Annotated in this window: 17 protein-coding genes; 4 read left to right on the top strand and 13 right to left on the bottom strand. The window is 66.1% G+C overall.

The window, feature by feature from the left end; all coding sequences use genetic code 11:
- Positions 1 to 116 precede the first annotated feature (116 nt).
- Positions 117 to 542: a tellurite resistance TerB family protein gene (locus OSH05_RS07625; RefSeq protein ID WP_104217628.1), complete on the top strand. Its 426-nt coding sequence runs from the start codon at positions 117 to 119 to the stop codon at positions 540 to 542.
- A 13-nt stretch (positions 543 to 555) separates the two neighbouring features.
- Here the strand turns inward: OSH05_RS07625 and OSH05_RS07620 are convergent, their stop codons facing one another.
- Entirely contained in the window at positions 556 to 1,437 is an 882-nt protein-coding gene (locus OSH05_RS07620) for a transporter substrate-binding domain-containing protein (protein ID WP_104216817.1), read from the bottom strand.
- A 109-nt stretch (positions 1,438 to 1,546) separates the two neighbouring features.
- Here OSH05_RS07620 and OSH05_RS07615 point away from each other — a divergent pair, with 109 nt between their 5' ends.
- From OSH05_RS07615 to OSH05_RS07605, 3 genes are all read left to right on the top strand, one after another.
- Entirely contained in the window at positions 1,547 to 2,911 is a 1,365-nt protein-coding gene (locus tag OSH05_RS07615; protein ID WP_104216818.1) for a glycosyltransferase family 2 protein, read from the top strand.
- 35 nt (positions 2,912 to 2,946) lie between these two features.
- A complete protein-coding gene (locus tag OSH05_RS07610) occupies positions 2,947 to 3,639 on the top strand; it encodes a thermonuclease family protein (RefSeq protein WP_104216819.1) in 693 nt (230 codons plus the stop codon).
- Positions 3,640 to 4,654: 1,015 nt separating this feature from the next.
- On the top strand, positions 4,655 to 5,167 hold the full coding sequence (locus OSH05_RS07605; RefSeq protein ID WP_104216820.1) for a hypothetical protein: 513 nt from the start codon (positions 4,655 to 4,657) through the stop codon (positions 5,165 to 5,167).
- 13 nt (positions 5,168 to 5,180) lie between these two features.
- Here the strand turns inward: OSH05_RS07605 and OSH05_RS25185 are convergent, their stop codons facing one another.
- From OSH05_RS25185 to OSH05_RS07550, 12 genes are all read right to left on the bottom strand, one after another.
- Complete coding sequence (locus OSH05_RS25185; protein ID WP_104216821.1) at positions 5,181 to 6,095, bottom strand: DUF4238 domain-containing protein; 915 nt, start codon at positions 6,093 to 6,095, stop codon at positions 5,181 to 5,183.
- An 8-nt stretch (positions 6,096 to 6,103) separates the two neighbouring features.
- Complete coding sequence (locus OSH05_RS07600; RefSeq protein WP_104216822.1) at positions 6,104 to 6,475, bottom strand: helix-turn-helix domain-containing protein; 372 nt, start codon at positions 6,473 to 6,475, stop codon at positions 6,104 to 6,106.
- A 9-nt stretch (positions 6,476 to 6,484) separates the two neighbouring features.
- A complete protein-coding gene (locus tag OSH05_RS07595) occupies positions 6,485 to 6,739 on the bottom strand; it encodes a type II toxin-antitoxin system RelE family toxin (protein ID WP_104216823.1) in 255 nt (84 codons plus the stop codon).
- Positions 6,740 to 6,847: 108 nt separating this feature from the next.
- Positions 6,848 to 7,108, bottom strand: a complete 261-nt coding sequence (locus OSH05_RS07590; protein ID WP_266352112.1) for a hypothetical protein — start codon at positions 7,106 to 7,108, stop codon at positions 6,848 to 6,850.
- A 70-nt stretch (positions 7,109 to 7,178) separates the two neighbouring features.
- Positions 7,179 to 7,469 (bottom strand): hypothetical protein, encoded by a 291-nt coding sequence (locus OSH05_RS07585; protein WP_104216825.1) that lies wholly within the window; start codon positions 7,467 to 7,469, stop codon positions 7,179 to 7,181.
- 42 nt (positions 7,470 to 7,511) lie between these two features.
- The gene (locus OSH05_RS07580) at positions 7,512 to 8,144 is read right to left on the bottom strand and encodes a hypothetical protein (protein WP_104216826.1); all 633 of its coding nucleotides are present in this window, start codon (positions 8,142 to 8,144) and stop codon (positions 7,512 to 7,514) included.
- A gap of 117 nt (positions 8,145 to 8,261) precedes the next feature.
- Entirely contained in the window at positions 8,262 to 8,771 is a 510-nt protein-coding gene (locus OSH05_RS07575) for a helix-turn-helix domain-containing protein (RefSeq protein ID WP_104216827.1), read from the bottom strand.
- Between the two features lie 19 nt (positions 8,772 to 8,790).
- Positions 8,791 to 9,084: a hypothetical protein gene (locus OSH05_RS07570; RefSeq protein WP_104216828.1), complete on the bottom strand. Its 294-nt coding sequence runs from the start codon at positions 9,082 to 9,084 to the stop codon at positions 8,791 to 8,793.
- Positions 9,084 to 11,753, bottom strand: coding sequence for a phage tail tape measure protein (locus OSH05_RS07565; RefSeq protein ID WP_104216829.1), 2,670 nt, complete (start codon positions 11,751 to 11,753; stop codon positions 9,084 to 9,086). Before OSH05_RS07565 ends, OSH05_RS07570 begins: the two co-directional genes overlap by 1 nt.
- A gap of 23 nt (positions 11,754 to 11,776) precedes the next feature.
- A complete protein-coding gene (locus OSH05_RS07560; RefSeq protein ID WP_104216830.1) occupies positions 11,777 to 12,127 on the bottom strand; it encodes a hypothetical protein in 351 nt (116 codons plus the stop codon).
- The gene (locus OSH05_RS07555) at positions 12,124 to 13,428 is read right to left on the bottom strand and encodes a S49 family peptidase (RefSeq protein ID WP_104216831.1); all 1,305 of its coding nucleotides are present in this window, start codon (positions 13,426 to 13,428) and stop codon (positions 12,124 to 12,126) included. Before OSH05_RS07555 ends, OSH05_RS07560 begins: the two co-directional genes overlap by 4 nt.
- Positions 13,421 to 14,410 carry a hypothetical protein gene (locus tag OSH05_RS07550; protein ID WP_104216832.1) on the bottom strand — a complete coding sequence of 330 codons (990 nt, stop codon included), beginning with the start codon at positions 14,408 to 14,410 and terminating at the stop codon, positions 13,421 to 13,423. The genes OSH05_RS07555 and OSH05_RS07550 overlap by 8 nt, the downstream gene beginning before the upstream one ends.
- Positions 14,411 to 14,457 lie beyond the last annotated feature (47 nt).

The raw sequence follows: 14,457 nt of genomic DNA, 5'->3' as shown, positions 1-14,457 counted from the left end.
CGGGTTCGCGGAACACGCCCTCCCCGTCCCCGGTTGAACCGCGCCGTCAGAACCCCTAGCTTCGGCACCATGAAACCGCGGACCTTGTGGGTCCTCACGACCCTGGAGCGATGAAGATGGACAAGGCCACCGGCAGCACGGTCTCCCCGCAGGAGGCCTTGATCTATGCGATGGTCACGCTCTCGGCCGTCGATCGCCAGATGACGGATCGCGAGCTTCGCAAGATCGGCGATGTCGTCAACACGCTGCCGATCTTCGGCGGTTTCGACACGGATCGCCTCGTCGCCGTCGCCGAGGCCTGCGGCGCCATCGCCAAGGAGGATGACGGGCTCCACGCCGTGCTCGCCATCATCGCGACCTCGCTGCCGAAGCGCCTGCACGAAACCGCCTATGCGCTGGCCGTCGAGGTTGCCGCCGCCGATCTCCATGTCGAGCAGGAGGAACTGCGCTTCCTCGAATTGCTGCGCGACGTGCTGGATGTCGATTCACTCACGGCCGCCGCAATCGAGCGCGGCGCGAGGGCGCGCTACCGGACGTTGTGAGGCGAACGCCGCCTCAAAAATACCCGACCGGAAAATACCGCAGATAGAGTTCCGCCAGCGCGCCCTTGTCGGAGAGGCTGTCGAGCGCCCAGTTGATCGCCTGGCGTAGATCCGTCCGGCCGGGCGGGAGGGCGATGGCGAGGCCTTCGCCGAAGAAGCCCGGATCCAGATAGGGGCCGCCGGCGAAGCCGCAGCATCCCCCTGCCGTTGCTGATTGCAGCCAGAAGGCAAGCTGCCCGCCATCGCCGAAGGCGAGATCGGCCTTGCCGGCTTTGAGCGCTGCTTCCATGTCGGCGGCCTTGTCGAACAGCGTCCGTTCCGCCTTGGGAAAGAAGGCGGCGAGATAGGCTTCGTGCGCGCTTCCCTTCACGACCGCGATCGTCTTGCCGGTTAGCCCTTCCGGCGAGATCGCGGCAGGCGCCTCGCCTCGCCGGGCGACGAAGCGGGCCGCAGGGCGAAGATAGACATCGGAGAACTCAATTTTCGCGCGCGATGCCGGCGAGATCGCGATGCCGGCGATCGCCGCGTCGACCCGTCCCGCCGCGACCGTGTCGAGGAGGCCGTCGAACGGGCGCACCTGGATCGTGCAGGGGACGGCGAGCTCCACGCAGATCGCCCGGGCTAGATCGACATTGAAGCCGGCCGGCTGACCATCGGGGCCGGAGAAGCTGAAGGGTGGAAAATCGTCGGTCGTCGTGAAGCGGATCGAGCCGATCGATCCGGGTGCTGGACGGTCGAGCCGGCGGTTCGGGTCGAAGAAATTCGGGATCGGCGTGCCGTCGCCGCCGACCGACGCGGCTTCCGCCGCCGGTGCCCCGGCAAGGCAGATCGCGAAGGCGGATAGCACGAATGCGGCAAGGCGCGACGTGGTCCGAATTGCAATGCGCCGCGGCATCTGGCTAACTCTCGGTTGCGGTCCGGGGCGGCGGCCACCGCGACCTTTCGACAACGGGCACTATAGACGAGATGCCGACCCGGCGCGAAGCCGGACGGCGGGGGCATTCGTGGGGATACTCGGAAATTACCTCCTTGCCGAGGACGAGCCCGAGGCGGAGCGCCCCTTTGCGCTTCGCGCCTTCCGGCTTGGCCTGCCCTTCGAGCCGGCGCCGGAAAGCCTCGGCCGCGTCGTGCTGCCGCAGGAGGCGGTAGACGGCGAGAGCAAGGCGCTCGTGGCGGCGATACAAGTCGGTCGCGCGGCGATGGTGCGCGGGAAAGGTGCCGGCCGTCTGGTGATCGCGCCGGATGAGGCCGAGATGGAAAGCCTTGCGGCGGCGTTCGAAAAGATGCCGGAGCTGCGCGAGCGCCTTGTCGTGTCGACGCCCGACGCGATCCGCCGCATGCTGTTCTCGACCGGCTCGACGCGGTTGTTGGACGAGGCCCTTCGCCGGCTCGAGAGGCTGGATGCGGCCTTTTCGGCACGCCGGCTGCTGACGCCCGCGCAGGCATGTGTCTTCGCCGGGCTGGCGCTGGCGCTCCTCCTCGCCGTGGCGACCAGCGGATGGCACGCGCTCGTGCCGCTCGACCTCGTGGCCGGAGCGCTGTTCTCCACACTGATCGTCCTGCGCATGATGGCGCTCAGCCTCGTGCTCGATTACACGGTCAATCCGCCGTCGGCGCTGCCGGCTCCAGACCCTGCCCGCCTGCCGGTCTATACGATCCTGCTGCCGCTTTATGACGAAGCGCATATGGTGCCCGAACTGGTCCGCGCCATGAACCGGCTCGACTGGCCGCGAGACCGGCTCGACATCAAGTTCCTGATCGAGGCGCGAGACCGGGCGACGGCGAGAGCTTTGGAGAAGCTCTCGCTCACCACGCCCTTCGAGGTGATCGTCGTTCCGGACGCGGCGCCGCGAACCAAGCCGAAGGCGCTCGCCTTCGCGCTGCCGCTGGTGCGCGGCGAGTTCGTCACGGTCTATGACGCCGAGGATCGGCCGGATCCGGGACAGCTGATAGAGGCCTATGCGGCGTTTCGCGCGGGCGACGCGCGGCTCGCCTGCGTCCAGGCACCGCTCCTCATCGACAATGGCGAGATGAACGGCCTGGCCGGGCTCTTCGCCATGGAATATGCGATCCTGTTCGACGCGCTGCTGCCTTTCCTCGCCGCGCTTGACCTGCCTCTGCCACTCGGCGGCACCTCCAATCATTTCCGCCGCGAGGCACTGGAACGAATCGGCGGATGGGACCCCTACAACGTCACCGAGGATGCCGACATGGGCATCCGCCTCGCCCGGTTCGGCCTGAAGGCGAAGACGATAACGCGCCCGACCTATGAGGAGGCGCCGCTTTCCACGAAGCTCTGGCTCGCCCAGCGCACGCGCTGGCTGAAGGGCTGGATGCGCCTTGGCGCTAGTCCGATATTTAGTCAATAATATCAATTAGATATTAGAAATTCGTGGGTGAGTTAATGCTGATATCGCAACGCTATCGCAACACGCAATCCATCGCGGCCGTGCTGTCCTGTCTCGCGGCCTTGTTCGGCTTCGCCACAGCAGCGGCCTCGACCAAGGTTCACGTCGTTGATGGCGATACGCTATGGATCGACGGGACCACCTATCGCATCGCGGGGATTGACGCACCCGAGGCCGGCCAGAAATGCGCGAAGGCGGGAGGCGGGACGTGGCCGTGCGGGAAGGCTGCAGTCGGGGCGATGCAGGATCTGGCAGGGTCCGGCGAGGTGAGGTGTGACAGCCGCGGCCTCGACGACTACGGGCGCACCTTGGCGGTGTGCTTCGCCGATGGCGTCGACATCGGCGGCTCTCTTGTCGATAAGGGCTTGGCGTGGTCGTTCCGCAAATACAGCCTCGACTATGCCGGCGCCGAGGATGCGGCTCACGCGAAGCGCGTCGGGGTGTGGCAGGCCGAGACGGAGGCCCCGTGGGACTTCCGGGCGCATCGCTGGGATGTGGAGCAGCAGGTCGCGCCGAAGGGGTGCCCGATCAAGGGGAACATCAATCGGGACGACGAGCGCATCTATCACGCGCCGTGGTCGCCTTGGTATACGCGCACCAAGATCGACGAGGCGCACGGGGAGCGGTGGTTCTGCACCGAAGGCGAGGCGCTCGCCGCGGGATGGCGGGCGCCACGCTGGGGGAACTAGCTGATCCCCGGCCGGATTGGCTGAGATCGGCCATTTAAGCCCTCACGAGGCCAAACCAAACTGCGAAATCGAAAAGCCGAAAAACGCTCGAAGATCGGGGGCGGCGGCCCCGCAAGGCAGGCAATCGGCCCGAAAGGAACCAAGGGGGGGAGGGGGGGTAGGCTGCCCTTCGATCGAGAAGGCGCGATGGATCGCGGGAGAAGGCCAATGGCCGGCTTGCCGCTTCGTGATAGGGATCGAGGCCAAGGCGATCGGATCGGCCTTGGCGGCCTTCTCTGCCGGATTTGATGAAGCCTGCTATCGATCGGCCAATTGGCGATATCGGCTCCCTTTCCAAAGGCGATTGCGGGCGAAGGCTATAGGCGGGCTTTGGCTTGGGGATTGCGGATTTAGCGGAAGGCGGCCCGATATGCATCGGAAGCGTTCCCCGCCGCATTTGATCAAGGGCGGAGATCGATCGATCGGCCGATTGTCAAAGGCTCGATTGCCAATGGCGATTGCGGGATGAGCTGTGGCCGGCGATGCGGGGCGCCCCCGCTGGGCGGGGCGCCCCGCCCTCCCCGAGCTATAGGTTCTTGGCCCCTCGGGGACGGTGACAACATGGCGTACGGAGACGGATGATGTGCTGCGGTCGTTGCAAGGGCGAAGCGTTTCCAGGCTCGGCGTGAGAATTCGGCTCGAACTTCGGCGTGGGGCGCACGCGCTCGGCTTTGATCCGGACGCCAGGGCCGCCGAGGCGGACCGAGCAGCGATCCGGCGTACGAATGCGCCCCAGGTTCAGGACGAGGGCAATCAGGAATGGACTGGTCTGACTGCGGCTCCAGCCGGACGGCGCGGGAGGAGCGCCCTCGTCCGTCGAGGTCCCGCCGATCAACCCGCCCACGTGATGCCTTGCGCTACAGCAGAGGGCCAACAATTTCGAAATCGAAGGCCGCTCTCTCAGAGCCAGAGAGAGGTTCCTTTTACTTGCACTCTTCACACGGCGCACGCACGATGCGCGGCGCGGGAGGCCCAAATGCAGACGTTCGCGGCACTGCTGACACCGGTCATTGCGATCGTGGCCGTCTACATCGCTTTTGCCCAATGGACCACGGCTCGGCGCAAGCTGGCGCTCGATCTGTTTGAGCACCGATTTCAATTCTATCGAAATGCGCAAGCGGCAATTCGCCCGATAATCGCTTCCGGGAAGCCGACAATGGAGGACGAAAAAGCCTACTTGCGAGTTCTGGACGAGGCCAGGTTCCTGTTCGGCACGGAAGTGTATGAATATCTCGACGATGTCTGGCTCGCGATCGTCAACTTGGGTTCGATCTCCAATGAGCTTGACGGCCTACGGGGCGAAGAGCGAGGTGCGGCAATAAAGGAGCGCAGGCGCGAGTTTGACAAAATCTCGGCCACTGAAAGGGAACTCCCCAAGCTGCTTGACCACTATATGCGAATGGACGCCCCGGTTCCGCGGACACTCCGCCAATGGTTTGATGACGCGAACCGCCGTCGCAAGTCGTACCAAGAAGACGCCTCGGTCTAGCGCTCCCCGACCTTCAGCGCGCGGCATCCCTTTTGGGTCCGGCGTCTGATGCTACCTCGCGCTCATATTTCGCGCGAAGTCGGCGCTCAAGCCACTCGCCCTCCTGGCGAGTGCCAAACAAGTACTTGTCCGCTTGGTTGGCGCTGTCGGCATTGACCGCCCTCACGATTGCACTATCCGATACAGCGAGTAGGTGCTGGAGCACATGCTCGCTCGGCGACATTAGCAGGACCGAATAGGGACTACACGGCAGGGACCAAAGCGCGTTCGGGGCGTCGATCCCAGCCGACCGGTACAGTGGTCGATCGCTGAGGACGAAAGAGCCCTGTCGGGGGTCGAGCCGGCGCAGCCTCCAGATAAAGCTCGCGAGTTTCAGTCCGGAGTTTCGGCTATTTGTTATATGCTGCACCAAGAGCATCGCTCGATCAGAAAGCGGATATCCCAACCCCTGCTCGTAGTACTCCGAGGGGCTCATCGATAGTCCATGCTTCGCAAAGGCGGCAGCGATCTCAGGATCGCGATCTAGGCCGTCGCGGAAACTCTCAGCCCCATCCGAGACTAGTTTCTCGATATTGGCTGGCCGCCGAACCTCCAATGACAAAATCAGCCGGACGAGATCGCTCCGTTCATCGACTGTAAGCGAAGCGACCCCTTCGGATAGAAGCTTCCGATGCGCGACAGCCGCGCTGTCGTCTATCGCGGAAAAGAAGCGACGCTCGATGGCGTCCGGTGGAAGAGTTTTCCCGCGGAGGCCGAACAGGTCCTCGCGATAGCAGACCTGCTTTGGGCTACACGGAAACAACCGCATGCGCTCCCGCGCAGGGTCCCAATAGTGACCGAGGAGCTTGCTGCCATGATTGCCGTATGGGACGACCCACTGGCGCAAGAGAAACCGCGGGACATAGTGATGGCGGCGCGCGACGCTCAATGCCTAGCCTACGCCAGATCATCGACGCTGATGCCGAGGGCTGCGGCGATCCGCTTCATCGTATCGAAGCTGCCGTCACGGGCGCCGCTTTCGATCTGCGAGAGATAGGAGGGGCTGATCTCCGCTTTGCCGGCGAGATCGCGCGCCGACAGGCCGCGGAACTCGCGGAAGACGCGGACCTTGCTCTCGCCGTCGAGGATGCGGTCGACGAACGCGGCCGGGATCATGACCGCTTCGCCGGCCGCCTTCTGCCGCTCATAGGCGTCGACGGCCGCGATATCGGCAGCGTCCTCCAGCGCCTCCTGCATGGCGAGATAATCGGCCTCGGGCAGGACGACGAGCCGGTCCCCGTTCGGGGCGGTGATGGTCTGCACGCTCATCCTGACCTCCTATTCATAGGCGCCGCCGCGCGGCGCGATCCTGATGATGGCGATCACCTCGCCATCTTCCGTGAAGATCACCCGCCAGTCGCCGACGCGAAGGCGGAGATAGCCCTCCCGGCCCTTCAGCGCCTTCACATTGTTGGCGAGCGAAGCCGGATCGGCGGCGTATTGCGCGATCTTGGACCGGATCAGCCTCGCCGTGTTGGCTGGCATCCGTGTCAGCGCCTTCACCGCCTCGCTGTGGAAGGTGATCTGCTTCATGGGCTCGTGTTAGCTAATTGCAAATATAGACGCAATACTGCGGTTCGCAAATAGCAAAAGGCCCGCCGCGTGGCGCGGCGGGCCTTCTTGGGCGGTGGGTGCATTGGGCTAGACCGCGGGCAGCCTTCTGCGGATTGCTTCCTGCGCTGCCTCGCCTGAGAGCGGGTCGATGACGTGGACCGGATACGTTCCGGCCTTGAGGGTCCGCAGCACCGCGTCGCGGTCGCTGGGGTCCGTATCGGTAGCGATCAGGTGCTCCGCCATCCGGTCGATGAAGACCTCGCGCTGGACGGCGGCAGCGGCGGGTGAAGGCTCTTCGAAGATAATTTCGGGCATTTCGTTTTCCTTCAGTTGGAGCAGGCGGGTCACCAGACGCTCTCGACGCTAGGGTGAGCGCGCTGTGCGGTCCAGCCGGGTTTCGCGTGTCAGCTCAGTGACTTCATTCGACTGCGCTTCCAGGATCGACGCAGAGATCGGGCCGCGTGCCACTGATCGGCGCCTCCGGCTTCGGCCGTGCCTCGGCAATCTCACTGCTGATGCGCTCCATCACGTCATCGAGCAGCCCTTCCGCGATGCTGAGGGTAGTCTGTACCGCGTCGTTCCCTCCCGCCGCTGCGCTCCATCCGGCGCGGATGAGGTCGCGGATCGGCGTGAGGTCGGCGATGAGGTTGAGGAGGGTCACGGGTGCGTTCGCCTCGGTGAGGTAGTCTCGTCCGCCGATGTTGATCATGCTGGGCTCCATTTTCTCTGATGATGGGATGATGCAGGAGGATCAGGCGGCGCCCCGTGCGGCGCGCACTTCGAGAGCGGTGACGGCGAGATCGCGGTAGCGCTCCATCGCCTTCGGGCTGGACGAGACCGGATTGATCGGCTCGGCCCGGAGCGCTGCGATGTCACCGGCTTTCGCCATTTCGACGAGGCGTGCGAGCTTCGGGCGGAAACGCTTGTGCGTCTCGGCAGTGAAGTCGGGCGGTGTCGGCAGCTCGCCGCGCTGCGCCGCTTCGGCGGCGGCCCTGCGGCCGCCGCTGGCGGCATTCGGCGCCTTGGCGGGCTCGGCGATAGGCTGAACGGGCTGAGCGGCTTCCTCAGGCGCCACGGCGGCTTTGGCGCGGCCCTTCCGCGCCGCGGGCGCCGGCTTGGGGTTCAGAGCGGGCATGATCTGGTCTCCTTCGTTGCTCGGTCGATAGCTGTCAGGAACGAAGACCGAGCGGCCCTCCGCGACCGCATAGATCATCGCCTTGCGGCCGTTGGCGACCTCCGCGGTGATCTCCGGCGCTATGGCGCGAGCGCGCTCCAAGGTGTCGCGGCTCGCGGTGTGGTAGCGGCCCGTCCCGAGGAAGATCGTGACATCGAAGCGCTTCGCGTGGGCGATGGCGGCGGTATCGATCTGGCTAGGCTTGGGCATGGAGGTCTCCGTCCTGGCGAGACCGTACTAGCGTCACGACCGGTCGGAGCAACTGGTAAGTCGTTGATCTATTTTGGCTTCGATCCACCCATCGCGAGCCACCGCCGGCCGCGATGCTCAGGCGCGCTGCGCGCCGCCGCCGGGCGTAGAGGGAAACGGGGCGCCTGTTCGCAAAGCCTCGACCATGGCCTTGCTGGCCGCGGTCATTTCCGCCAGAGCGTCGTGGAACTCCTGCTTGATCCGGCTGTGCGTCGCTGGATCGCTCGTGATCTTGGCCGGCAAGCCGGCGAGCCTCGCACGGACCGTTGTGAGGAGATCATCCAACACCGCTTCAGCGTCCTCGATCGGCATCAGCTCATCGTATTTCTGGGCGATCCGCGCGCGGACCTCCTCAGCTTTCGCCTCCTGAAGGCGATGAGTGGCGGCCGATTTCGAGGCGCGGCGCTCGTCATCCTGGAGGAAGCGGATATAGCCCTGCACCGCCGCGACGATCGGGAGGCGACCGTCCGGCAGGCGCGGGAGATAGCCATCGCGGCGCAGCCTGCGGACCCACGTTTCAGACACCTCAAGGAGGCGCGCGGCCTGCGCGACAGTGAGGGTCGTGGCGGCGCGCGGGTCGTTCGGCATGGTGGGCCTCGCTTCGGGTTCAGTGCGCTTTGGGCCGCGCCTGCGCCGCGATCTCGGCGCCTCGCAGTGCGGCGATCTCGTCGGCCGGATCGCCGCCCGCCCGGATCGAGGCGACCGAGCGGTCGAGGCTCTCGGCGATTTTGTTCACGGCGCGTGTCATCTCGATCTCGATGTGGCGCTGAAGTTTCTGATCGGTCGTGACGCGGGCGGGGACGGCGAGCAGTTCGGCGCGGAGCGCCGCGCTGACGAGATCGAGCATCAGAGAAATCGCCACCAAGACCTCGGCGCCCTGACGGGCTTTCTCGTCGTGCATCACTCAACTCCCAATCCCGTGTCGGCATGAACCCCGCGCACCCCGGCCGGAGCTACCGGCGCGGAGGGCGCCTTCACGCTCAGGCTGAGCGCGCTCAGGGTCCGGAACGTTTCGGCGAGCCGCGTCGCCTTCTTCTGCGCCTCGTCGATCGAGGTCGTATCAACAATGGGCGCAACCTTCGTCGCGTCGAGCGCTTCGAGCGACGCCTTGGTCTCATCGGCCTTCGCGCCCATCTCCATCATGACCCGGCCGCGCGCCGCTTCCGGATCGGAGCGCCACTCCTCCGTCGCGCGCTGCGACCGCTCCCATGTGGCCGGATCGATATTCGAGCGGGTCCCCGTCCCGGAAAGTGGCTCCGGCTTGGGCGGACCGCCTCCTCCGACCGGCACCTTCGACGGATTGAAGCCGAGGTTCTTCTCGACCCACCCATCGATCCCGTCCGTCATCCCCCAGAGGTTTCCGCCTGGGTCCGTGTTGTCCAGGACTTCCTTCGCGATCAGCCCGATCCCGATAGGACCGAGCCAGCGCTTCGCTACCGCCCACGCCCCGCCCGCCGCGGCGCCACCCGCTGCCGCAGCGCCAGCCCCCACGCCCCTGCCAGCCGCGCCTACGCCAGCCGCGCCGGATAGCCTCACCGCGGCAAGGTTGAGCGCCTCGGCCGAACCGGTGAGCGCTGCGGCCGAGCCCGTCAGGGCGACAGCAGAACGGGTGCCAGAGAAAGTCGCCAGCAACTTCCCCGTTCCGCGTAGCCAGACCCAACCCGCCGCTGCGGCACCGAGCGCCGTCGCGGCGCGCTTGGCGTTGTCGGAGAGGCTAGAGAAACCGTCGAGTGCGGTCCCGACACCGTCGAGACCGAGGCGGATCAACCCCTCATTGGCCTGCCCGATCGCGAGGATCGAGTTCTCGACCGAGCCCTTGAACCGCTCCAGCGAGCCGCCCAGGCCGGCCATGATCTCGGTCGCGATATGGTCGCCGAAATTGTCGGGCGTGTTGGTCAGCGCCTCGCGGTCGGAAAGGAAATTCTCCATCCCCTTCCCAAGGATTGCGGCACGGCCACCCTGTTTGTCCGTGAAGAAGGCATTAAGGATCGCGAGCGTGGGGTCTTTCTTCATGATGGTGGTGAGGAGACCTTCGACATCCACGCTCTCGACCGAGAATTTGTGGAACTCGCCGATTTTCTTCACGAGCTTGTTCACGTCGGCGGCGCGCATGTCTCCGTTCGATTTCTTGACGAAGAGATCGGAGGTGGCCTCAATAACCGCCTTGGTAAACTCGCCGCGATCGTTGATAACGTCTTCGTCGTCAAGAACGTCCTTCAAAGCTTCGCGAATTTCGGGCGTGAACTTCAGCCCGAAGTCGAGCTTGAACTTGTTCTCCAGCGCGTCGGCGTTGAGCCCACCACCCGGCATCGTGGTGAAGTCGTCATAGTTGATCCCTGCTGTGGTCAGTGCGGCGAGCCCTTTCGGGGTCGGCGCGACCATTTTCGAACTGATCGACCGTAGGAAGACGCCGGCCTCGTCGCCGCGCACACCGGCGCGGCGCATCCCGGCACCGATCGCCATGCGGGTCTCATCGGAGAAGCCCGCAACCGTGGACGAGGCCGCACCATACTTGGCGAACTGCCGCACGTCCTCGTCATCCATGCCGCCGAGCTTCGCGGCCCGGATCATCATGTTCGTGGCCCGCATCGCCTCGCGAACCGCCTTCTCCTGGGTCGAGATGTCCTTACCGGTGCTCGCCAGATAGCCGCGGATCGCCTCGGCCGCCGTCGTCATATCGGTGCCGAGCGCGAGCGCGTAGTTCTTGGCCTGCTCCGTGATCGCCTCGGCCACCTTGGCGCGGGGCAGGTTCATCGGCAGGCCCTGAAGGGTGCGGGTCTGAGCTTCGACGAGGTCGATGTTGGTGAACTGCGTCGCCTGCGCGATCCGCTTCGCCTGCGGCAGGAGGACGTTGCTCTGCTCGTCGTCGCTGATCCCGGTGAACGCCTTCTGCTTCCGGACAGCGATGTCGAACGACGCGGCCTGCTCCACCGCTTCCTGGCCCGTCTCGCGGGCCTTGTAGCCGAGATAGACGCCTGCCACGGCGGCGCCATTGCCGATGATCTCGCGGCGCTGCCGGATGCGGTCCATTCGCGACCGGTTGCGCTGGTCGGCGATCCGCTCGGCCTCGGCCTGGCGCGTCAGGGCGCCGGTGGTCTGGTCGATCGAGGCTTTCAAGCGCCCCTCAGCACCGGCCAGATTGCCGATCCCGATCCCGAACTCCGCGAGCGCACCCTTCGCCTCCAGAACCGCCCGCTTCTGCGTGTCGAACGCCTCCGCGGCCCGCTTCACGTCGGTGCGGGCTCGCTGAAGCGCGCGCTGCATCGTAAGCGTCGGCTTGTCCAGCGCCGCCATTTCCGCGGCGAGCGCCTTGACCCTCTCCTGCGCCTGATTGAAGGCGGAGCGGGCGGCCGGCAGTTCACGACGCATACGCTGGAAGACATCGACCTTGGCGCCGGCATCCTTCGCGCGGTTCAGAGCTTCGGAGAGCTTGTTGATCTCGGCGGAGGCGCCCTTGCCGGCGGACTTTGCCGCTGCGTCGATCTGCTTCAGCGAGCCCGCCGCGCCCTTGGCCGGGCCGGTGATCTCATCCTTCAGGCGGATGATCAGTTGGCTGACGAGATTGGGCACGGGCGTCTCCTCGGTCTGGGAGGTCAGTGGATTGCGATGATGGGGACGTGGGGAATGTCGAGCGGGAGAGACGGGTCGGGTATGATCGCAGGCGTCGCGGCGAGTACCGCGATGGCGACCTGGAGCGAAACGTCTAGGCGCATCATCGTAAGTGCCACCCGCTCGCGTCCGACGCTTTCCGGCTGCCCTGCTAGCGCTTCGGCGAAGGCGCGGGCGGCGGCGAGGCCAGCGGCATATCCTCGATCGAAGTCGTCGCTGCTCATCTCGGAGATCCTGGTGGCGATGGTTGGCGGTGCCGAAGAGTTCGGCACCGCCGCTTCGGCGACCGGGTCCATGGGGTGGAGCGCCCCGCCGATCGCGTTGGTGTCCTTCACTCGCCGAGACGCGCGTTCTGGCGCTCGACGTGCTTGTCCCACGATGCCGAGGGCGTGTTGGGGCCTCTACCTCCACTGGCGCCGAGAGCTTTATTCTCGAGCTCGTATTCGGCCATCCTCTCGGTGAGGCTCGGCCGCTTCGGGGCGGCCGGGCCAGCGGCGTCGAGGACGAGCTTCGCGTTTTCCGCGTCGGTGCCGGCGGCGATCAGCGCGGAGACCTGCTTCTCGCGGCCCGCCGCCTCGGGAAGGGCCAAGATCGAGCTGATCCGCTGGCGCTCTTCGGCGACACCGGCGGCTCGGCCGGCGGCGAAGCTCTCGTCGTTCTGATAGTTCTGGTTCATGCTGCTTCCTTTCTGAGGGGCGGGCGGCGCGGATGCGGGCCGGTGCCGGGTGGTTCGCTGGGACTTGTTGGGCCGGGCGATCAGCTCGGCGAGCACGGCGTCGAACGTGCCCATCCGATCGGCCAACCGGGCCTTGATCGCCTCGGCACCAATATAGGTTCGCGCTTCGGTGGCGCGCGCCTGCTCGGCGGTGAGCCTGCCCTGGCGGCCCTCCGCGATCGTTTCGACGAAGCGGTCGTAGAACGTCATGACGCTCTTCTGCATGTCGGCCGCGACCTCGGCGCTCAGCGGGCCGAACGGGTGGCCATCAACCTTGTGCGCCCCGGCATGGATCAGCGTGGCGCGGATGCCCTTTTGAGCCATTTCCGCGGATCGATCGAGATGAAGCAGAACGACGCCGATCGAGCCCACGATGGAGGTCGGCGAGATCACGATTTCGTCGGCCGAGGCCGCGATGCCGAAGGCAGCGCTCGCCGCCATGTCGTTGACCACCGCCACGACCCGCTTGGCGTCGCGGACTGACCGGATCGCAGCGGCAAGGCCGAACATGCCCGTCGCTTCACCGCCGGGGCTGTCGATGTCCAGCAGGATCGCCTTCACGTCGGGATCGGCAGCGGCGGCTTTGACTTGGGCGGCGATGCCTTCGTAGCTCGTCATTCCGCTGTAAGCGTCGAGCCAGAGCCCGCGATTGACCAGCGATCCGATCACGGGGATCATCGCCACGCCGTCTTGCTTGCGAACGACGCTGTAGTTCCCGTCCGGGCCACGCCGCGTCCCGCTAAACCGGCTCGCCTCGATCCCGGCCTCGACCTCGCCATGCGGAGCCTCGATGGTCAGGCCGGTGCCGATCCGCTCGCGGAGAACCGCTGCGGCCACTTCCGCCTTCTGCGGATGCACGAAGAGCGGCCGGCCGAAGAGCCGGTCTGCGATATGGACGAGCTGGCCCGGCATTTCAGGCATCGACCTCCAGGATGGCGCGCGGATCAGCGTCGCGTCGGCGCGAAATGACGAGGCCACCGGCGGCGGCCTTCACGATCGCGGCTTCCTCGATCCGTTCGCATTCGAGCCGCGCCGCAGCGATCTCGGCGAGGTTCGCTTCGCGTTGGTTTTCGTTCAGCGCGCCGGGCGCGTCCTGGCGGGGCAGAAGCGCGACGAGTTTCTCTTCGATTTCGGTTCGGAAGAGCCAAACCAGCGTCGAGACACCGCCGTCACCGACCGCCGCGGTCCTGCCGCCGCCGGTCGACACATAGAGCTGTCTGAACAGCGCCGTGAAGCCGAACACGTCATCATCGCGGCGGCGCGGATCGAGCACCGGCTCACCGCGATCGGCGATGCGGTCGAGCGCGGCGGACAGGCCGGCCCGCATGTCGGCCACCGGCAGTGGCGCGCCCTCAGTGACGATCCAACCAGCGTCCAGTTCGGCAAGTTTGCGGCGGCAAGCGGCGACGACACCGGGCTTATCGCCATCCGGAACCGCGACCGGCTTCGCGCTCTTCAGTCCCTCGCCGGCATTGGCGGCGCGCCTCAGCCAGCTCTCGATGGCGCCGAGGACGGCGAAGCCCTCAAGCTCCGCGGCGCGGCGCGTAGCGGCCTCCTGAAGACGAGCCAATTCGGGCAGCGCACTGCGACGCCATGTGAAAGGGCTGGCGTTCCAGGCATCGGGCAGCTTGCGGAGCTGCTGCTCATAGCCACGCCAATCGATCTGGCGGCCGATGGTCCCAGCCGGCGCCGGGCCGGCGGTAGCTTCGAGTTCGCGGGGGTACGCAGCCGCGATCTTCGCGCGGACCGCCGCATCGACGCGCAAATATTCGTGAGCAGCGGAGCGAAAATTCTCCGCGGCGTCGAACGCGAGCGATGCCGCGGCGCGGCGGTCTTCGTCGAGCCGCGCGATCTTGGCGCGGCTCGCGGGCGGCAGAATTTCGAGGAAGGGTTGGCTGATCATCGCAGGCTCCGATTGGACTGCGATCTTGCCGCCCGGCGGCGCGGAAA

This window comes from Kaistia algarum (assembly GCF_026343945.1).
Lineage (GTDB): Bacteria > Pseudomonadota > Alphaproteobacteria > Rhizobiales > Kaistiaceae > Kaistia > Kaistia algarum.
Note: the sequence above shows the minus strand (reverse complement) of the source record. Positions and strands in the feature narration are given on the sequence as shown.